Here is a 17,093-nt window from a genome sequence, read left to right on the forward strand (position 1 = left end):
ATCATGATCTCGACATTGGCCGGCTCGGCCCCGCCATTGGTCACGCTGAGCGTCGCAAACGACGGACCCAACAGCCCGATGGCGGCGCCGAACAGAATGACCGGCCCTCAAGCCCGATCTCGTCGGCCGCACCAGCCTTGATCTTGATCTTGCCGCTATAGCTGTCGGCAGCAATGTAGACGAACTTCAACTTGTCGATGTGCTCGAGCTGCAAGGCTAGACTAACCTTTGCGCCCTTGGCGACAGCAATTGATGCGCCTGTCACCGCTTCAACATCGAGGGTCCCAGTAGAACCCACACTCGCCGCTGACGAGCCAGCATTGAATGACCATGCAATAGGCTTGGGCACGACGATGCCTCCCCTTATACACATTTATCAACGCAATTAAGCTATCAAGTGAGTTATCAAGGAAACTGAGCCGACACGCTAGCGCCGATTTCGACAAGCGTCTAGCATGAATCCAGCTGCGTGAGAATTTGCGCCGACTTAAAGTCAAATTCAATATATCGGCCCCTTTTCGTTTGCCAGTTAATCACGACAACGGAAATTGAATGATATCATAGACTTAGGTTTGAAGAATGAACACTTGACTTGACAATCGTTCGACGGCCGCTGCACTTAATTTGAGGTGGTCCTCCTCGTCGTGCATCCCGCTGGTTAGTCACGTCTGGTTTGAGGATTACGCCAAACCCGACCGAGCGGCGGCTTCGAGGCGCGAAGCCGCCGTTCACCTCTCCTTCGAGTCAGCGCTCCGGCCGGCAAAAAACGTCGGACATGCGACGAGCGGGAGGCGAGGCGCTTCCACGCGGCCAGGATAGTGCCGGCGGGGCCTGGATCGTCGCCGGGCTGGCGCAGATACCAAGCATCGCGCAGCGCCGCCTCGTCTTCCGTCCGGCCAGCGAGGCGCACGGCAGCGGCGGCGCATTTGAGCGCCAGCCGCTGGCGCCAGGCGCCGGCCCAGGCAGACTGCGCGCGGGCGAGCTGTCGAGAGAAGCCAGCGCGGCGCCGGCCCTGAAGGCAGCGTCTGCGTCATGCGGAGCGCCACCGGCCTCGAGCGCCCAGCCCGGAACGGTCGGGGGCGCGGCGGCGGATCTTGCGGTCGCGGGATCGAGGCGAATCATGTGTTTGGAGGGTAAAGCGGCCGTGCGCTTTGTGCCATCATTTTCGCATCAAAACGCACAGCTTGTCGGCGCGACAAAACGAATGATAATGTTGCCTTATCAGCTATTTAGTTGCGCTGGCGTGACATCGTATCGGTGAGAGTTCTCTGTTGGCGCTAACAGACGAAGTGTCTGTTTTATGGGGCCTCCGAAGCGACTATTTGGCCGAATTGGAGGCGCAAAACGCACGGTCGGCGTAATCGAACCGTACCCCAACCGGCGGTCAAGCCATCTTGCGTTTGGCAGGCACCAGTTCGCCCTCAGTCTGCCTGCTCTTCATCGTATTGAGGGACGGTCCATTCTTCCCCGATTGCGGCGACAAGGGCGGACACGCGGGTACGCACCCGCGGAGGAAGTCGAACAAGACGCTCGATCAGGCGTCGACCTTCTGCGCTGGCAATGAAACCAATGCGCTCATCCGTTCGTAGGCGTGAAGCCTCATGGCCGCTCTCACCGTTCGCCGGGAGGCCTTCGAAAAAACGGCTGACGGGGACGCCCAGCGACTTGCCAATCTCGTAGATCATGGACGCGCTCACCCGGTTCCTAGCGTTCTCGTATTTTTGGAGCTGTTGAAACGTGATGCCTATCGATCGGGCAAGCTGAACCTGGGATACGTCCGACTGCACGCGAACCGTTGCGATCTGCCTGCCGACGTGCACATCAGCGGGGTGAGGGTCACGCCCGATCTTTGGTTTTTGCGCGGTCCGGGACGGGCTAGTGCGCTTCGGCTTCAACAACGCGTCCGATGCTCCAACAGGTCATTGGGTAGAAAATCCGTCGGGGTCGGTTCTGGGTCGTTGTGTCGATGTCAGCCGAATTTTCGTGCAGGCGGCACTGCTATCCTGCCTGAGTATTCCGATATTTCGACCCCGGTACCGAACGCACGTGAACGGCTTGCGAACCCCTCGAGAATATCTCGCGCCACGCGTCCGCCGGCGGGGACAGGAACCAATTTTCCCGTTTCGGATGCTGGGCGCTCATTTATCTCGCCGATCACGACGGGCAGAAGGTCGATGCCTTCAAGGTTTCCATTCGCCTCATAGCGGCAAGCAGCGACAATGCTTTGCCAGACTTCCGGAGGATCCCACTCGCCCTCGTCAGGATGGACATGAAAGAGGAAATTTCCGAGACCGTAGAAAACTGGCGAGCCATTGTAGATTTCGATCGCCTGCAGGACGGGGGCGCCGTGACTGACAAAAAGGTTTGCACCGGCGTCAATGCATGTGCGAGCAAAGGCCTGCACCCAGCGCGGTACATCCTGCCAACCCGGTTCCCAATGATGATGGTGCAGGTAGGCGATAACGAAATCGCCTTGCGCTGCCGCCTGACGGATGGCGGACAAATGGATGCTCGCGCTTGCCTGATCGACTTCGACCATGCGGCCGAAGTTGGCAGCTTGGGTAAATACGGTGCCGTAGAAATTGAGCTCTCTGTCGCTGGCCACCTCCGGCGGATCCTCCGGCTGCGCATAATTGGTCAGTTCGAAGGGAGAGCTTTGCAAATGGCCCCCAAGCCGTGCCAATCGCCTGAAATGCACGTCAGGCACCCCGATTTTCCGAACGGTCTTGAGCCGGTTGACGCCAGGGCGAGCCGGACGAAAGGCCGTGTGGTTCTCGGCATACATGCTGGACGGACCGGGACCGGCATCGATCGCAAGAAGGGCGACGTCGCGTTTACCTAGCCGGCGGCGGCCCGGTTTGCGGGCATCGGTCGCATCGACCCCGATGCCCGCATGCAGGTAGCCTCGCGCTTGCACTTCCTCTAGCGTCGAGAGAACACCGCCAGCACCGAGATCGAACGCGTGGTTGTTCGCCAAGGCAAGCGCGTTGAAACCGATATCCTGCAATGCATCCAGCACCTCAGCCCTGGAATAGCCGAAATACCTGCCCTTGGTCGGCCAACCACCATGTTTGCCGAGGATCGTCGACTCGAAATTGGTGAAGACGACGTCACCCTGCTCCAAGAAGCGTACAACCTCCGCGAACCGCTCGTCTTGAACATGACGGATGTCATGGGTAATCAATGATTGGCCGGTTACGACCGCGCAAAATGGGTCTTTCATGGAACTCGCCTCATGGTCGTGAACGTCTGGCGCCAACACTCGGCCAGCACCACATCGAAGTCGGCCGCGGGGCCGGGCTATTTTGGCAGGGCCGGAGAAATATCCGTCTTGAACCACTTGAGGCTCAACGCCTTGATGGTGCCATCCTTGGTGGCGGCGTCGAGCGCCGCATTGAACTTGGTCAGCAGTTTGCTATCGTCTTTGCGCATACCGGCGCCCACACCCGGACCCCAGAGACCACCATTCAGCTGCGGTCCGAAAAATACCGCAACCGACCCTCCAGGCGCCTCCAGGAAATCGCGCCATGTGAAATAGTCGGCGAGGCCACCGTCGACGCGCCCCGCGGTAAGGTCGAGCTTCAAATTGTCGAGACTGTCATAGCTGCGAATGGTCACGACATCGCCGAGGAGTTGTTTCACAACAGCCTCGGAGTTCGATGAACGAAGGACACCAATGGCTTTGCCACTAAGGGTCGACCTGAGCCGCTCGATGGTTGCCTTCTCCTTGTCTCCGACTGAGGAGAGGTTGACCTTCTCTTTGGTGTCGCCGGCATCGAGCCCAAGCTCTTTGCGGACAACGAACTGGTTGTAGCCGCTGGCGTACGGGCTGGAGAATGCGATCTGCTGCTTGCGCTTCTCGGTAATCGCCATCCCTGACATGATGACGTCGTATTTCCCGACCAGCAGCGCGGGAATGATCCCGTCCCAATCCTGCGCCACGAAGCTGCATTTGATCTTGATGCGATTACACAGTTCGAGACCGACGTCGACATCGTAGCCGTAAAGCTTGCCATTCGCGTCTGTCCCGTCCCAGGGCGGCGACGCCCCTTCGGTGGCGATAGATATCGATCGCTCGCTTTCGGCGCGTGTCGGCAAGGCTGAGAGTAAGGACGCGACAGAAATGGCAATAGCCAGGGGCATGCGCACGGGACACCTCTTTGTTTGGGTTTGGATGGGAAGGCAGCCTTAATGCTGCGGCGTCACGGCACGAGTGTCGTGATCTCGTGGTGAGGCGAGGTCGGACGGAGCCGCGCCTTACGTCTTTGCTTTGGAGTGCCTTCGTTCGAAAGCCGCCGTTCCAGAAACTGGGTGGCTTTCACGGCGAGCGTTGTGAGCGCGAGATAGATCCCTCCTGCGACGATGAAGATCTCGTAGGGCGCGAAGGTGGCCGACACCATCTGTCGCGCCATGCCGGTGATCTCGAGCAGCGTTACCGTGCTTGCCAGCGACGAGCCCTTGATCATCCCCACGACCTCGTTTCCGTAAGCCGGAAGCGAAATCCGGAAAGCGATCGGAAAGGTTACAAGCCGGGCGATCTGCAAACGTTTCAGGCCAAGCGCCTTGGCGGCCTCAATAACGCCGTTCGGCACGGATTGGAGACCGCGGCACAGGATCTCGGTGGTGTGCGCCGCGCTGTTCAGCGAAAAGGTAAAAAGGGCGCACCAGAGAGGATCTTTAAGGATTACCCAGAAGACGCTGGCGCGCACAGCCTCGATCTGGCTCAAACCATAATAGAGCAAGAAGAGCTGAACCAGCATGGGCGTACCGCGGATGACATAGGTATAGGCCAGAACAGCGAAAGAGAGGCTCGGGCGTCCAAACGCGCGGGCGAACGCCAGCGGCACCGACAGAAGAAATCCTGCCGTCAGTGAAAGGACTGTCAGGATCAAGGTGAGACCGATGCCTGAGGGCAGAACCAGGACGGCGTCGAACATCAAATCGAAGTTCATAGCGTTGCCCTTCTATCGACCGAATGCAGGATAGCGCCGCTCCGCGAAGCGGATCGACAGCAGTGTGATCGTCGTCAGGGAGAGATAGAAAGCGGATGCCGCAAGGTAGAACGTCAACGGCGCGCGCAAGGATCCGGCGCCGACATAGGCAACGCGCATGATGTCGGTCAGGCCCACGACAGAGACCAGCGCCGTGTCCTTGAAGAGCGATATCCAAAGATTGCCATAGGCGGGCAGCGCCAGCCTCAGCATCTGCGGCCCAACGATGAACAACCACCGCTGCCAGATATTCAGGCCAAGCGACTTCGCCGCTTCGGTCTGCCCCGTTGGCACCGCCGCAATCGCACCGCGGAAAACTTCGGTCGCATAGCCGCTGAAGACAACAGTAAGCGCGATGACCCCTGCGGTGAAAGAGTTAACCTCCACATACCTGCCAGCGAGCTGGCTGGCGAACGTGGTTCCCCCGAAATAGATAAGAAGGATGATGAGGAGTTCTGGAACGCCCCGAACCACAGTCGTGTAAGCCGTCACGACACTTCTGAAACGGGCCGTAGACGTGCCTTTCGAGATGGCCAACAGCAGGCCGAATACGGTGCCGAGGAAGCCGCTAACAAGAGCAAGGCCTACGGTAACCATGAAGGCGGCAGCAAATTGAGCAGCAAAACCGCCCATGAGACTCTTCCATCAATGCGCAATTTCGCAATGTGTGCAGCGCCTGCCCACGCGGCAGATCTAAGGCTGATGGCCAAAGATTGCGAAATCTACTAAGGGATATCTTGCAACAATTTTGCAGGATTTCGCCTAGATTACTGACAAGGCCTATTCATTCAATCTATAATTTTCATAATTTGAGCTATAACGGTTGGTTATATACGCAATCAGCACTCTGACGGGCCATCCGATTTGACCGCCGCAGCGTCGCACTGAGGCTCGAGCAACCTCGCCTCCCAGCTTCAAATGGAATTATCAGCTAGAATTCGGAGATCGAATGAGCTCGACGTCGGGCGATGCCCTTAGATGGCGCCGCGCAGATTCCCAGCCTGACGATCACTTGGGAGCTGTCGTCGCCATTTGATCTGGCCGAGTATGGTATCCGGCTATTTTGACGTCGGAGACCGGCAAAGCAATGTGACCGGATCGCTGCCCAGCACCTTCGCGATCTTCTCCACCACGTTGAGAGAAGGGTTCTTTTGTCCTCGTTCGATGCCGCCCATGTAGCTGTACGCAAGGCCAGCCTCGGTTGCCAGAGATTCCAGGGTCATGCCGCGCTCCTGCCGGACCCTTCGAACGTTTGCTCCAAAAATCTCCGCAAGGCGCATGCGCGCATAGCGACAAGCAAACCTCCCCTTTACCAGTCACTATAGTGACTATAGAGTGATGGATTCGGAGTTTGCTTGGCGACTTAGCTTTAGGGCGCTCGGCGCAATCCAATTCTGAGCTCGGTTAGCCGAGCCAATTCACATGTGGCTTGGGCGTTCTCGAGAAAGGGCGCAAAATGGAGTTGCTGCAAAGCGGCCTGAAGCTCCGACAGTTGCAGGTCTTTCGTCAGGTGTTGCGCACCGGATCGACGAGGCAGGCAGCTGCTGCGCTCGGGATAAGCCAACCGGCGGTTAGCCAGCACGTAAAGCAGATCGAGGCCGCCCTCGGCATCGCTCTTTTTGAACGGTCGACCAACCGGATCATTCCGTCGAGGAAGGCCTGGGAACTCCTGCGCAACGTGGAAATAGCCCTGACTTCAATGGATCGCCTGGAAGCGTCGATTTTCGCGATAAAGAACGATGAGAAGCAGCGGATCGCAATTGCCGCACCGGCCGTCTTCGGTTTCGTGACATTGCCGAAGGTCGTGGCGACTATCCGTTCGAAGACGGCTTCGAGTGTGCGATCAATTTCGGGAAACTACGAACAGGTGGGTGAACATATCCTGTCGGGGCGGGCAGATCTCGGAATCTCGAGGCTGCCCCTGGACCCCCGGCTGTTTGAGTGGGCACCGATCGGCTCGGCGCGCAATGTGTGCATCTTCCACCCCAAGCACCGTTTCTCAACAAAGTCACGTGTCGAAGCGCACGACCTCGAGGGGGAAAAGATTGTCGACATCGACCCTCAGTTTGCGTCGCATCAGATGAACTTCAACGCGCTGCGCTTCGCAGGGGTCGAGCCGGACATACTGGTGGAATACGATTGCAATGGTTACGAGGTCGGCTTCGTCTCGGCCGGTCTCGGCGTTTCCATCACCAACGAAATCATCGCCCGCGAATATGCGGCGTTCGAACTGGAAGCAAAGCCGGTGGAGCCTTCGGCGCTCTATCACTACGTTGCGGTCTGGCAGAAAGGCAGGGTCTTTTCCAACGTGTTGGAAGTCTCCCTTGGGGCGATCCTCTCCGCCTTTCATCCGGTGGCGAAAAGCGCACCGACCGTTCTCCCGATACACGCCGCGGCCCGCGGCTCCGATCGTCCCTCTTAGCGGCTCCGGACTAATCCTTCCGCTCGTGCTTCGCCTTCGCGAAACCGCGATCCGTCGCGATGAAGCGCTCAAGCATGGGCACGATCAAGCGTAATGGATCTCTGGAAGATTGCCCCGCTTCGTGTCCAAGGATCTCGGCATATCTGGTCAGGTCGCGATGCAGCGGAGCCGGGAGCTCGATCGTAACCTTAACAGGTTTGTCGTCGGCAATGGGGCCGAGTTTCAGCTTAGCCATTTCAGCCTCCATACGGTTCGAGCACGAGATCGCGGGTAACGAGAACGCGCACGGGGAAACCCGGACGAATGTTGAGCGTCGGCGCTATCTGGAGCTGACGCTGGACGATCTCCTGGCCGACCTGGCTGACGCTATCGGAAGCGCCGCTGCGCAAGGCATGCAGGATATCGCTTTCCTGGCCCGACGAGCCCGCCTCCGCTCCTACGCTGAGGATGGTGGAAAGCGCAGCCGCCTTGAACAACTCGGCCCAGTGATAGTCGACGCCATCCTCGAGGCCGGCATAACCCTGCGCGTTCGCGCCGGGCTGGCGCTCCAAAACGATCGAGCGGCCATTGGGGAAGATCAGCCTGCTCCAGACAAGCAATACGCGGCGCTGCCCGAACCCAACACCGTTGTCATATTCGCCGATGACACGTGTCCCTTGGGGGATAAGCAGCGCCCTTCCCGTCGGACTGTCGTAGATGTTTTCGGTCACCTGAGCGGTAATCTGACCGGGCAGGTCGGAACGGATGCCGGTGATGAGAGCTGCCGGGATGACCGCCCCGGCCTGAAGCACATAGGGCGATGCCGGTGCCATGACATGGTCGGGCGCCACGGTGCGGCGGTCGGCGGCCACATTCAGGAAGGCAAGTTGGCGATCCTGCGCCGTCTGTCCGGCAGGTTCCAGACCGGCAAGGTTCGGTGCCGCGATATTGCCAGGCGGTTCCGCTGTGGCTCCGGCTCCCGCCGCTGTCTGGAAGAATACCTGCGATGTTCGAGCTGCCTCCTCTTCGGCTCGCCGGCGTTGTTCGGCCTCGTCGACGCTAGGTGCCGCGATCATTGGCGGCACGACGGACTGCCCCTTGTTCTGCGCCTCGAGAATCGGGCGGCCGAGATCTCCGGGCAGCGGCGGTCCAAGGATCGGGCCGGTATAGTCGCGTGGCAGGCCAGCCAGGCCATCTGCCGGCTGGCGGTTGGAGGTCGAATAGAGCTCCTCACCCTGCGTGCCTCTATCGTGACTCTGAAGCGCGTATATCAGCGCGCCGCCGATGCCAAGCGACGCGACGAAGCCGATGCCGGCAAGCACCTTGCGCGACAGGCGGGCCACGCGCGGTGGCTCGGCGCGAAGTCGCATCGGCGCGGTGGCGTGCTCGTTGTCGCTCATGACTGCTCCCCTCCCCTTTGCCTCGGTGCGACCTTGCGTTTCGGCGCGGCACTTAAGCCCGGGATCCACGATAGACGGCTTGTCCTCGTCGCATCGATGCGGACGATCCTGACAGTCTGTTGCCGCTTGCCGCTGCCAAGACGCAATTCGGCCGCGCCGAACAAGCGGTCGACGATCAGGATGTTTTGATAGACCCGGCCGTTGGTGATCTCAGCCTCGCCGTCCGGGCCGATGACGAAGATCGGCGGCATCTCGCCCTGCACGATGCCGCGCGGAAACTCGACGTAGACGCGTCGGCCATCGTCATAGACGGCGACGGGCTTCCAGGGCGGTGTGTCACCAGTGAGACCATAGCGGTAATTGCGCGCGGCGACGTCCGGGATGATCGGTGTCTCGGGAGCGGCCTGTCGCCGGCTGCCGGGCTGGTTCGGATATGCCCATGCCACGGCAGGCATGTAGAGTTTCTCGTCCGCTCGCAGTTCGATCATGTAGCTGCGACGGTCGGTGGTGATGACGAGATTGGTGGTGATGTCGGGACGCGAAGGCTTGACCAGCACATGGACGCGCCGGGTCACGCCCGACCCGCTTTCGGTGTCGCCGATGATCCAGCGCGCGGTGTCGCCCGCCGCGATTGGGCCTGTGCCAGTCAGGCTCTCTCCCGGCTCCAGTGAGATGTCCGCTAGCTTCCCGGGTGCCGCATAGACCTGGTAAAGCGCCCCTTCGCTCCATGGATAGACCTGTATGGCATTGTAATAGCCCTCGCGCCGCGGCTGGACGCGTGCGGCAGCGTTTGCGTTCTCGACACGGGCAGCCGGTGTGTCTCCTGCTGCGCCGCCGCGCGAAGCCGCCCAGCCTGGTGGAACGTGCAGTGGTTTCGGACTCTGATCGATCGTGACAGCCGGAATGGACGGCAACGGCGGCACGTTGGTGTCATAGGCGATCTGCTGCGGCTTATGCGGTGTGGCGCAGCCCGTGAGCAAGGCCCCCGAAATCAAAACCGCGGCGAGCGGGCACCCGCGGTGAGCCGGGATGGCGGTGATAGGCACAACGCGGCTCATTGACTCATCTCCCGCGACCAGTTGATGGCATTGACGTAGATACCAAGCGGATTGGCCCGAAGCCGTTCGGCGTCACTTGGCGGCTGGACGACGATCGTCAGGATCGCGGTCCAGTGCTCGGCGATGGAGAGCTTGCCGTTTTCGTAGCGGCGCTCGGTCCAGGCGACGCGAAAAGAATCCGGTGAGGCGCGAATGACGGAGGAGACCTCGACAGCGACCTGCTGCTTGCCCACCTTGGAGAAGCGTTCACTGCCGCGAGCATAGTCGTTGAGCACCATAGCGCCCTGGTCAGTGGTCCACTCATAGGCGCGTAGCCAGTTTTGTCGCACGATAATCGGATCGGCCGGGATTGAGCGGACCTGCTCGATGAAGCGGGCGAGATGCCACGCGACTTGCGGATCGGTCGGCTTGTAATCGGCGTTCGCGGGCGCGACCGTCTGCGCCTGTCCGAGCGCATCGACCTGGACCACCCACGGCACCACCGTGCCTCGGCCTGACTGCCAGACAAGGGAGCCCGCGAGGCCCGCCGAGAGGATCAGCGATCCGAAGGCCATGGTGCGCCAATTCCTGGCCTGCACGCGGGCGGAGCCAATGCGCTCGTCCCAGACCTGCGCTGCCCTTTGATAGGGCGTCTCCGGTTGCGGTGTCTTGCCGTAGTGAACGGCGGGCCGTCGAAAGATGTTCATTGGTCACTTGCCTTCCGAGAGAGAAATGGAGGTTCCGCTGCCATGGGCATCGCCGGCGCGCACGGCGTGGGCAGCCGTCTGGACGCCATGGGAGAGTTGCTGAGATCGCTGCATGCGTTTGGCCCAGTCAGGAGGGGTTCTTGCCGCAGCGGCGACTTCGCTGCCGCCGCCGAAAGACGGACCGCCGGTAGACCCGGCATCGCCTCCAACCGTTCCGAGGTTCGATGATCCACCGGTGGCCTCGAAGGCAGAATTGGCGCCGGAAGCGAAGCTTGAATTCAGGGACTGGATGGCGCGCGCGGCCGCGCGCTTAAGCGGCGAAGCGGCGGCCGAAACGCCGGCGCTTGCAACGCCGCTCAGCCCTGAGGCGACACCCACGGCGCCCGCCTGGCCGGCGGAGCCGAGCGTATAGGCAGTTGATCCACTGCCTGCGAGGAACGAGCCGCCTCGCGCTGTGGAAGCCGCTCCGGAGAACGCGGCCGCTCCGCCCCGCATTGTAAGGGCGGTAGCACCACCGGCGACGAGCGCCGTGCCGCCGGCGGCGAGACTGGTGCCGACGGCAGCGCCCGCACCAAGCTGCGGTCCGCCAGAGACGAGACCGTTGGCAATGCCCGGACCGAAGATGCCGAGGCCAAGCAGTGACAGGGCCGCCAGCACGATCGCCATGGCTTGATCGATGGTTGGGTTCTCGCCGCCGAAGCCTTGGGTAAACTCGCTGAAGAGCGTCGAGCCGATGCCGATGATCACCGCCAGCACAAGCACCTTAATGCCGGATGAGATGACGTTGCCGAGCACGCGTTCGGCCATGAAAGCTGTCTTGCCGAAAAGACCAAAGGGGATGAGGACGAAGCCGGCCAGCGTCGACAGCTTGAATTCGATGAGCGTGACGAAGAGCTGCACGGCCAGGATGAAGAAGGCAAGGAGCACAAGCGCCCAGGCAAAGAGCAGGCAGGCGATCTGAATGAAATTCTCGAAGAAGGACACATAGCCCATCAGCCCCGAGATCGCCTCAAGCAGCGGTCGTCCCGCATCGAGGCCGGTCTGCGCCACTTTGCCGGGGCGAAGCAGGTCCTGGACGGTGAAGCCGGTACCGCTCGCCTTCAGGCCGAGCCCGGAAAAGCTTTCGAAGACGATCCGGGCAAGGCTGTTCCAATTGGAAATCAGGTAGGCGAAGACGCCAACGAACAGCGTCTTCTTGACCAGCCGCGCCAGGATGTCGTCGTCCGCGCCCCAGCTCCAGAAAAGAGCGGCAAGCGTCACATCAATGACAATCAGTGTGGTGGCGACGAAGGCGACTTCGCCGCCGAGCAGCCCAAAGCCGCTGTCGATGTAGCGGGTGAAGGTGCCCAGGAATTGATCGATGACGCCGGTATCGCCCATGCTTATCGCGCCCCCTGCGACGCCGCATCTGGCAATTGCGGTGCTGCGGTCTCTGGCGTTGGACGCGCAAATGGCGACTTGAGACCGAGGAACCGGTCGCGCTGCTGCGCCCACAAGCGCAAGCAGTCGCCGTCGCGCAAAGCAGCCCCACCGAGGATTTGGCAGCGGCGAAGACCTTCGCGGAGCGGGTTTGGCGACAAAGTTGCCGGCGCCTCGGGAGCGGCCCTAACCGACTTTTCCTCCCTTCGGGCCAACTCGACCGCGGCCGCCGTGACGGCGATCGCGGCGAAGATGACAGCGGCGAGGCGAGCGAGTGACTTGGCATCCATGGCGGTGGGCCTCACTGGTTGAACATCGCGGCATTGCCGGCCTGGTACCCGGAGCCCGGGTTCAGGAACCGACGGCGCTGCTCGTGCCCCTGTTCGGCGGCGGCGGCACGTTCGGCTTCGGTCATTGCCTGGGCGCGACCGTTCGCGGCGACAACCGCCGTGAGGTCGGCAAGCTGCTGCGCCTGGAGCGCGAGAAGCTGGTTACCGGCTTGTGTCGCCTGCAGCGCGCCGGTGGCTGATTGGCTGGCGCCGACAAGCGCCGACATTTGCGTGCGATTAGTGTCGATGTTTCCAACGACGCCCGCCTGTATGCGCATGGCGTCCTGCAGGCCGCCGACCGTATTCTGCCAGCGCGAGCGCGCATCCGTGACGAGTTGCTGATCGGACGCGGATAGCGAGATGCTGCGGTATTGCTGCTGGAAGATCCTGTCGACCTGCTGGACATCGAAGGCGATGTTCTGCGCCTGGCCGAGCAGCAGCTGCGTCCGCTGCACCGATTGCTGCAGCTGCTGCAGCGAGGAGAAAGGCAGGCTCGCGAGATTGCGGGCCTGATTGATCAGCATCTGTGCTTCGTTCTGAAGTGAGGTGATCTGATTGGTCACCTGCTGAAGCGATCGCGCGGCCGTCAGGACATTCTGCGCATAGTTCGACGGATCAAACACGATCAACGCGTATGCTGGCGTGACAGCGACGGGCAACACCGCGAGCGGCACGGTGAACATGGCCGCGGCCAGGGCAAGCGCGCGCGAGCGAAAGCGATGGGTATTCATGTTTGATGCTCCTGTTCGGGTTGGGACGTGAATGTCGAAACGTTGGGAACGAGGTCAGCCGCCCAACTGGCGTTTCGCGCGCGCAGCCAGGCAGGGAGGAAGCCGGCGCGGCCATGTCCGGCGACGATACTGGCGATCAGAGCCTGATCGGCCTTCGAGGATGCAGCGCAGAGCGCCAGGGCGATCTCGGACAGGCCGAGCTCAAAGAGGCGGTTGCCGCGTCGAGACTGGCAGTAGTAGTCGCGCTTCGGTGTCGCCCTCGCCAAGATTTCTATCTGGCGGTCGTTGAGGCCGAAGCGACGATAGATCGCGGTGATCTGTGGTTCGGTCGCGCGTTCGTTCGGCAACAGCAGCCGGGTTGGACAGCTCTCGATGATCGCTGGTGCGATGCCCGAATTGTCAATGTCGGACAGCGACTGCGTGGCAAAGACGACGCTGGCATTCTTCTTGCGCAGGGTCTTCAGCCATTCGCGCAATTGCCCGGCAAAACTCTCATCATCAAGCGCAAGCCAGCCCTCGTCGATAATGAGCAGCGTCGGTCGTCCATCGAGCCGGTCACCGATGCGATGGAACAGGTAGGAGAGAACCGCCGGTGCGGCTCCAGTCCCAACAAGACCCTCGATTTCGAACACCTGCGCGGACGCCGCGCCAAGGTGCTCGGCCTCGGCATCAAGCAACCGCCCGTAGGGGCCGCCGATGCAGTAGGGCCGGAGAGCCTGCTTCAGATCGTTGGCCTGCAGCAAGACGCTCAGGCCGGTGATGGTGCGCTCCTCCACCGGCGCCGAGGCGAGCGACGTCAGAGCGGTCCAGATATGCTCCTTGGCGTCCGGGTTGATCGGGGTGCCTTCGCGCGCCAAGATTGCCACGACCCAGTCGGCGGCCCAGGCGCGCTCGTAAGTGTCGTGTATGCGGGCGAGTGGCTGGAGCGAGACGGAGGTTTCGGTGCCTTCGGTGAGGCTTCCGCCAAGATCGTGCCAGTCGCCTCCCATTGCCAGTGCGGCGGCGCGGATCGAGCCGCCGAAGTCGAAGGCAAAGACTTGACTGCGCGCGTAGCGTCGGAACTGCAGGGCCATCAGCGCGAGCAGCACGGACTTGCCAGCGCCGGTAGGTCCGACAACAAGCGTGTGGCCGACGTCGCCGACATGCAAGGACAACCGGAACGGGGTCGAGCCCTCGGTCTTGCCGTAAAGCAAGGGGGGACTACCGAGGTGCTCGTCCCGTTCCGGCCCCGCCCACACGGCAGAGAGGGGGATCATGTGGGCGAGATTGAGTGTCGAGATGGGTGGCTGGCGGACGTTGGCGTAGGCATGTCCGGGCAACGAACCGAGCCAGGCGTCGACGGCATTTACGGTCTCGACCATCGCGGTGAAATCGCGTCCCTGGATGACCTTTTCGACAAGACGCAGTTTTTCATCGGCAAGACGCGGATCGGCATCCCAGACCGCGATGGTCGCGGTGACATAAGCCATGCCCGTCATATCCGCGCCGAGCTCCTGCAAAGCCATGTCGGCGTCGGCCGCCTTGTTGGCGGCGTCCGTGTCCACGAGCACGGACGCCTCGTTCGTCATGACCTCCTTCAGGATGGCCGCGACCGACTTACGCTTGGCGAACCATTGCCGACGGATCTTCGTCAGCAGCTTGGCAGCGTCGACCTTGTCGAGAAGGATCGCACGCGTCGACCAGCGGTAGCCAAATGCGAGCCGGTTGAGGTCATCGAGAAGGCCGGGCGTGGTTGCTGTTGGAAAGCCAACAATGGTGAGCACGCGAAGATGCTGATCCCCAAGACGCGGCGCCAGCCCACCGGTCAGCGGCTGATCGGCCAGCAGCGCATCGAGATAGATCGGCGTCTCGGGGACGCGCACACGATGGCGCTTCGTCGAGACAGCCGAATACAGGTAGGTCAGGGTCTCGCTATCGTCGAGCCACCGGCATTCCGGCATGAAACCGTCGAGCAGGGAAAGCACGCGATCCGTGCGGTCGACAAAGGCGCGCTGAATCTCATTGGGATCAACGCCCGACTGTTCGCGCCCCTCGTAAAGCCATGTCTCGGCGCGCGCGACATCCTCGACCGGCGGCAGATAGAGGAAGGTGAGGAAGTAGCTCGAGATGAAGTGAACGCCTTCCTCTTCGAACTCGGCCTTGCGCTCGGCGTCGACGAGGGCTGAGGCCGGGTCAGGAAACTGGCTTTCGGGATAAGTCGCCGCCTGATGCCGCTGCGCCTCGACGAAGATGCTCCATCCCGAGCCAAGGCGACGAAAGGCGTTGTTGATACGCGAGGCCACCGCGACCAACTCGGCCGCGACCGCGGAATCGAGATCGGGCCCGCGAAACGTTGCGGAGCGCTGAAAGCTTCCATCCTTGTTGAGCACCACGCCGGGCGCGACAAGCGCGGCCCAGGGCAGGTAGTCGGCAAGACGGTTGGCGGTGCGACGATATTCGGAAAGGTTCATCATGACAGGACCTCACACCGGCAGATGAGCGGGAAGGCGCAGATGCCTTCGACCCACTTCGAAAAAGAGCGGATCGCGCCTTGCGGCCCATACAGCGGTGAAGTGTCCAACTGCCCAGATGATGAGACCGACCAGCCAGAGGCGAAGGCCCAGGCCAACCGCGCCTGCCAGTGTGCCGTTCAGGATTGCGATCGAGCGGGGTGCGCCGCCGAGCAGAATATGCTCGGTCAGTGCCCTGTGAACGTGGACCGTAAACCCTGGCACAGCGCCGACCTGTTCGAAAGCGGCCGCCATCAGATCAGCGCCCCGCCGCCGAAGGAAAAAACGACAGGAAGAAGCTGGATGCCGCAAAGGCGATCGACAGGCCAAAGACGATCTGGATCAGCCGCCTGAATCCACCCGAGGTGTCGCCGAAGGCAAGCGTTAGCCCCGTTACGATGATGATGATGACGGCAATGATCTTGGAGACCGGACCCTCAATCGACTGAAGGATCTTCTCAAGCGGTTGCTCCCACGGCATCGACGAGCCGGCGGCATGAGCGACCTGGGCGAGCATGAGGGTGGTGGCAAGGGTCGTGGCGCCAGCGGCCAAGCGCCTGTAGCCACGCGAAAGGATGCGGATCATCAGCTGTCTCCTGGACTGTTCTGGTTGGTTTGGGAGGTGCGGTAGTCGCCGTCAGGCCCAAGCCCGTCGACGCGCATAAGTTCTGTCAGCCGCCGCGCGGGTCCGCGCCCGGACAGAACGGCGATGAGATCAATGGTTTCCGCGATGAGGGCGCGCGGGACAGTGACGACGGCTTCCTGGATGAGTTGCTCGAGACGGAGCAATGCCCCGATGCCCGAGCCGGCGTGGATGGTGCCAATGCCGCCAGGATGTCCGGTGCCCCAGGCCTTCAGGAGGTCGAGGGCCTCTGCGCCGCGCACTTCGCCGATGGGAATGCGGTCCGGCCGCAAACGCAGCGAGGAGCGAACCAGGTCCGCGAGCGTGGCGACACCATCCTTGGTCCGCATGGCGACCAGATTCTGCGCCGCGCACTGCAACTCGCGTGTGTCCTCGATGATGACGACGCGATCGGCTCCCTTCGCGACCTCGGCGAGCAGGGCATTGGTGAGGGTCGTCTTGCCGGTGGATGTGCCGCCGGCGACAAGGATGTTTGCGCGAGCACTGACGGCGCTGCGAAGCGCGTCGGCCTGCTCGGCGGTCATGATGTCTGCAGTGACGTAATCTTCGAGCGTAAAGACCGCGACGGCGGGTTTGCGTATTGCGAAGGCCGGCGCGGCAACGACCGGCGGAAGAAGCCCTTCGAAGCGTTCGCCGGTATCCGGCAACTCGGCCGAAACGCGCGGCGAGCGCGCATGCACCTCCGCGCCGACATGATGGGCGACAAGGCGGACGATGCGCTCGCCATCGGCGGCCGACAGCACCTCTCCCGTATCGGCAAGACCTTCGGAGAGCCGGTCCACCCAGATGCGGCCATCCGGGTTCAGCATCACTTCGACGATGACGGCATCGTCCAGCAACCGGGTGATGGCGGTTCCGAGCGCTGTCCGCAGCATACGCGAGGTGCGCGCGCGTCCTTCCATATTGTGATGCGATGCCGCCATCGGTGTCCCCGGTTTTTCGGCAG

General features: G+C 61.7%; 18 protein-coding genes and 2 pseudogenes. 1 reads left to right on the forward strand and 19 read right to left on the reverse strand.

Features of this window, described 5'->3' with window-relative positions; all coding sequences use genetic code 11:
• Positions 1 to 40: 40 nt before the first annotated feature.
• The 8 genes and pseudogenes from EJ077_RS21605 to EJ077_RS21640 all read right to left on the reverse strand — a co-directional run bounded on the left by EJ077_RS21605 (position 41) and on the right by EJ077_RS21640 (position 6,214).
• Entirely contained in the window at positions 41 to 349 is a 309-nt protein-coding gene (locus EJ077_RS21605; protein WP_208696094.1) for a hypothetical protein, read from the reverse strand.
• 432 nt (positions 350 to 781) lie between these two features.
• A pseudogene (locus tag EJ077_RS21610) lies at positions 782 to 1,122 on the reverse strand (DUF1403 family protein); the annotation flags it as partial.
• A gap of 299 nt (positions 1,123 to 1,421) precedes the next feature.
• Complete coding sequence (locus EJ077_RS21615; protein ID WP_245458498.1) at positions 1,422 to 1,895, reverse strand: helix-turn-helix domain-containing protein; 474 nt, start codon at positions 1,893 to 1,895, stop codon at positions 1,422 to 1,424.
• A gap of 74 nt (positions 1,896 to 1,969) precedes the next feature.
• Positions 1,970 to 3,223 (reverse strand): CapA family protein, encoded by a 1,254-nt coding sequence (locus tag EJ077_RS21620; RefSeq protein WP_208696098.1) that lies wholly within the window; start codon positions 3,221 to 3,223, stop codon positions 1,970 to 1,972.
• A gap of 77 nt (positions 3,224 to 3,300) precedes the next feature.
• Positions 3,301 to 4,143, reverse strand: a complete 843-nt coding sequence (locus EJ077_RS21625; RefSeq protein WP_208703079.1) for a transporter substrate-binding domain-containing protein — start codon at positions 4,141 to 4,143, stop codon at positions 3,301 to 3,303.
• A 59-nt stretch (positions 4,144 to 4,202) separates the two neighbouring features.
• The gene (locus tag EJ077_RS21630) at positions 4,203 to 4,952 is read right to left on the reverse strand and encodes an ABC transporter permease (protein WP_208696100.1); all 750 of its coding nucleotides are present in this window, start codon (positions 4,950 to 4,952) and stop codon (positions 4,203 to 4,205) included.
• A gap of 12 nt (positions 4,953 to 4,964) precedes the next feature.
• Positions 4,965 to 5,624, reverse strand: coding sequence for an ABC transporter permease (locus tag EJ077_RS21635; protein WP_208696103.1), 660 nt, complete (start codon positions 5,622 to 5,624; stop codon positions 4,965 to 4,967).
• A gap of 425 nt (positions 5,625 to 6,049) precedes the next feature.
• The gene (locus EJ077_RS21640; protein ID WP_245458499.1) at positions 6,050 to 6,214 is read right to left on the reverse strand and encodes a helix-turn-helix domain-containing protein; all 165 of its coding nucleotides are present in this window, start codon (positions 6,212 to 6,214) and stop codon (positions 6,050 to 6,052) included.
• Positions 6,215 to 6,447: 233 nt separating this feature from the next.
• On the opposite strand from EJ077_RS21640, the gene EJ077_RS21645 reads away from it, so the two are divergent.
• Entirely contained in the window at positions 6,448 to 7,413 is a 966-nt protein-coding gene (locus tag EJ077_RS21645) for a LysR family transcriptional regulator (protein WP_208696105.1), read from the forward strand.
• Between the two features lie 10 nt (positions 7,414 to 7,423).
• Here the strand turns inward: EJ077_RS21645 and EJ077_RS21650 are convergent, their stop codons facing one another.
• The 11 genes and pseudogenes from EJ077_RS21650 to trbB form a co-directional block, all read right to left on the reverse strand.
• Positions 7,424 to 7,648, reverse strand: a complete 225-nt coding sequence (locus tag EJ077_RS21650) for a DUF2274 domain-containing protein (protein ID WP_127278040.1) — start codon at positions 7,646 to 7,648, stop codon at positions 7,424 to 7,426.
• Position 7,649: 1 nt separating this feature from the next.
• A complete protein-coding gene (locus EJ077_RS21655) occupies positions 7,650 to 8,792 on the reverse strand; it encodes a TrbI/VirB10 family protein (protein WP_208696107.1) in 1,143 nt (380 codons plus the stop codon).
• Entirely contained in the window at positions 8,789 to 9,850 is a 1,062-nt protein-coding gene (trbG, locus tag EJ077_RS21660; RefSeq protein ID WP_208696108.1) for a P-type conjugative transfer protein TrbG, read from the reverse strand. Before trbG ends, EJ077_RS21655 begins: the two co-directional genes overlap by 4 nt.
• A complete protein-coding gene (gene trbF / locus EJ077_RS21665; RefSeq protein ID WP_208696110.1) occupies positions 9,847 to 10,536 on the reverse strand; it encodes a conjugal transfer protein TrbF in 690 nt (229 codons plus the stop codon). Before trbF ends, trbG begins: the two co-directional genes overlap by 4 nt.
• Positions 10,537 to 10,539: 3 nt before the next feature.
• Positions 10,540 to 11,916, reverse strand: coding sequence for a P-type conjugative transfer protein TrbL (gene trbL / locus EJ077_RS21670; RefSeq protein ID WP_208696112.1), 1,377 nt, complete (start codon positions 11,914 to 11,916; stop codon positions 10,540 to 10,542).
• A 2-nt stretch (positions 11,917 to 11,918) separates the two neighbouring features.
• Positions 11,919 to 12,245 (reverse strand): putative entry exclusion protein TrbK-alt, encoded by a 327-nt coding sequence (gene trbK-alt, locus EJ077_RS21675; RefSeq protein WP_208696115.1) that lies wholly within the window; start codon positions 12,243 to 12,245, stop codon positions 11,919 to 11,921.
• Between the two features lie 11 nt (positions 12,246 to 12,256).
• Entirely contained in the window at positions 12,257 to 13,015 is a 759-nt protein-coding gene (gene trbJ / locus EJ077_RS21680) for a P-type conjugative transfer protein TrbJ (RefSeq protein WP_208696117.1), read from the reverse strand.
• A complete protein-coding gene (trbE, locus tag EJ077_RS21685; RefSeq protein ID WP_208696119.1) occupies positions 13,012 to 15,468 on the reverse strand; it encodes a conjugal transfer protein TrbE in 2,457 nt (818 codons plus the stop codon). Before trbE ends, trbJ begins: the two co-directional genes overlap by 4 nt.
• Positions 15,469 to 15,477: 9 nt before the next feature.
• Positions 15,478 to 15,759, reverse strand: a complete 282-nt coding sequence (locus EJ077_RS21690) for a VirB3 family type IV secretion system protein (protein ID WP_127281203.1) — start codon at positions 15,757 to 15,759, stop codon at positions 15,478 to 15,480.
• Positions 15,759 to 16,090 (reverse strand): annotated as a pseudogene (locus EJ077_RS21695) (TrbC/VirB2 family protein). The gene EJ077_RS21690 and the pseudogene EJ077_RS21695 overlap by 1 nt, the downstream one beginning before the upstream one ends.
• Positions 16,090 to 17,070, reverse strand: a complete 981-nt coding sequence (gene trbB, locus EJ077_RS21700) for a P-type conjugative transfer ATPase TrbB (RefSeq protein ID WP_208696121.1) — start codon at positions 17,068 to 17,070, stop codon at positions 16,090 to 16,092. The pseudogene EJ077_RS21695 and the gene trbB overlap by 1 nt, the downstream one beginning before the upstream one ends.
• Positions 17,071 to 17,093 lie beyond the last annotated feature (23 nt).

It is taken from the genome of Mesorhizobium sp. M8A.F.Ca.ET.057.01.1.1, assembly GCF_003952565.1.
Classification (GTDB): domain Bacteria; phylum Pseudomonadota; class Alphaproteobacteria; order Rhizobiales; family Rhizobiaceae; genus Mesorhizobium.